This window comes from Sporolactobacillus sp. CQH2019 (genome assembly GCF_028765345.1).
In the GTDB taxonomy this organism is placed as follows: Bacteria; Bacillota; Bacilli; order Bacillales; family Sporolactobacillaceae; genus Sporolactobacillus.
Genome location: NZ_JARAJZ010000034.1, coordinates 2,501 through 4,748 on the forward strand (window position 1 = coordinate 2,501; position 2,248 = coordinate 4,748).

The following is a 2,248-nucleotide window of genomic DNA, read 5'->3' on the forward strand; positions in this document are numbered from 1 at the left end:
CCCCGTGGAGGACCGAACCACGTTGCTGTTGAAAAAGCATGGGATGAGCTGTGGATAGCGGAGAAATTCCAATCGAACTCGGAGATAGCTGGTTCTCCTCGAAATAGCTTTAGGGCTAGCGTCGGATATGAGTAATGGAGGTAGAGCACTGAATGGGCTAGGGGGCATATCGCTTACCGAACCTTATCAAACTCCGAATGCCATATACTATGAGTCCGGCAGTCAGACTGCGAATGATAAGATCCGTAGTCAAAAGGGAAAAAGCCCAGATCGTCAGCTAAGGTCCCAAAGTGTAAGTTAAGTGGTAAAGGATGTGGGATTTCTAAGACAACTAGGATGTTGGCTTAGAAGCAGCCACTCATTTAAAGAGTGCGTAATAGCTCACTAGTCGAGAGATCCTGCGCCGAAAATGTCCGGGGCTCAAACTTACCACCGAAGCTACGGGCTCACTTTATAGTGAGCGGTAGAGGAGCGTCGTAATCGGGCTGAAGTCGTACCGTAAGGAGCGGTGGACTGATTACGAGTGAGAATGTTGGCATTAGTAGCGAGATGTAAGTGAGAATCTTACAGGCCGAAAATCTAAGGTTTCCTGGGGAAGGCTCGTCCGCCCAGGGTTAGTCGGGACCTAAGCCGAGGCCGAAAGGCGTAGGTGATGGACAATTGGTTGATATTCCAATACCACTATTATCGTTAATATCGATGGTGTGACGGAGAAGGATAGGATGTGCTAGCGATTGGAAATGCTAGTCTAAGCATTTAGGGAGTTAAGATAGGCAAATCCGTCTTAACAATTCTGAGGTGTGATGGGGAAGGTCATTTTGACCGAAGTATCTGATTCCATGCTTCCAAGAAAAGCATCTAGAGAGAGAAGTAGTGCCCGTACCGCAAACCGACACAGGTAGATGAGGAGAGAATCCTAAGGCCATCGGAAGAATTGCAGTTAAGGAACTAGGCAAATTGACCCCGTAAGTTCGCGAGAAGGGGTGCCTGCGAGAGCAGGCCGCAGAGAATAGGCCCAAGCAACTGTTTAGCAAAAACACAGGTCTCTGCTAAAGCGTAAGCTGATGTATAGGGGCTGACGCCTGCCCGGTGCTGGAAGGTTAAGGGGAACACTTAGCGCAAGCGAAGGTGTGAACTTAAGCCCCAGTAAACGGCGGCCGTAACTATAACGGTCCTAAGGTAGCGAAATTCCTTGTCAGGTAAGTTCTGACCCGCACGAATGGCGTAATGACTTGGGCACTGTCTCAACTGCAAATCCGGCGAAGTTGTAGTGCGAGTGAAGATGCTCGCTACCCGCGATTGGACGGAAAGACCCCGTAGAGCTTTACTGTAGCTTAGCATTGAGTTTCGATATTGTCTGTACAGGATAGGTGGGAGACTGAGAAGCTAGGGCGTCAGCCTTAGTGGAGTCAACCTTGGGATACCACCCTGACAGTATTGGGATTCTAACCGGACGCCATGAATCTGGTGACGGGACATTGTTAGGTGGGCAGTTTGACTGGGGCGGTCGCCTCCAAAAAAGTAACGGAGGCGCCCAAAGGTTCCCTCAGAACGGTCGGAAATCGTTCGAAGAGTGCAAAGGCAGAAGGGAGCCTGACTGCGACACTTACAAGTGGAGCAGGGACGAAAGTCGGGCTTAGTGATCCGGTGGTACCTCGTGGGAGGGCCATCGCTCAACGGATAAAAGCTACCTCGGGGATAACAGGCTGATCTCCCCCAAGAGTCCACATCGACGGGGAGGTTTGGCACCTCGATGTCGGCTCGTCGCATCCTGGGGCTGTAGTAGGTCCCAAGGGTTGGGCTGTTCGCCCATTAAAGCGGCACGCGAGCTGGGTTCAGAACGTCGTGAGACAGTTCGGTCCCTATCCGTCGCGGGCGTAGGAAATTTGAGAGGAGCTGTCCTTAGTACGAGAGGACCGGGATGGACTGACCTCTGGTGTACCAGTTGTTCTGCCAAGAGCATGGCTGGGTAGCTAAGTCGGGAAGGGATAAACGCTGAAAGCATCTAAGCGTGAAGCCCCCCTCAAGATGAGATTTCCCATAGCATAAGCTAGTAAGACCCCTTGAAGAACACAAGGTTGATAGGTCAGAGGTGTAAGTGTGGTAACATATTTAGCTGACTGATACTAATAGGTCGAGGGCTTGACCAATAAAATAAAGATATGGCTTAAATTTATATTCGTGTGCAATTTTCAGAGAACACTCTGAATAAGGAATACAAATTACTAGCGTAATTTGTATAAGTTCC

1 rRNA gene (only partly in view) is annotated in these 2,248 nt (G+C 50.0%); it reads left to right on the plus strand.

Annotation, left to right across the window (positions count from 1 at the left end):
• A 23S ribosomal RNA gene (locus OYT88_RS20635) occupies window positions 1-2,150 on the plus strand; it begins 755 nt to the left of the window's first position.
• Window positions 2,151-2,248: the final 98 nt, after the last annotated feature.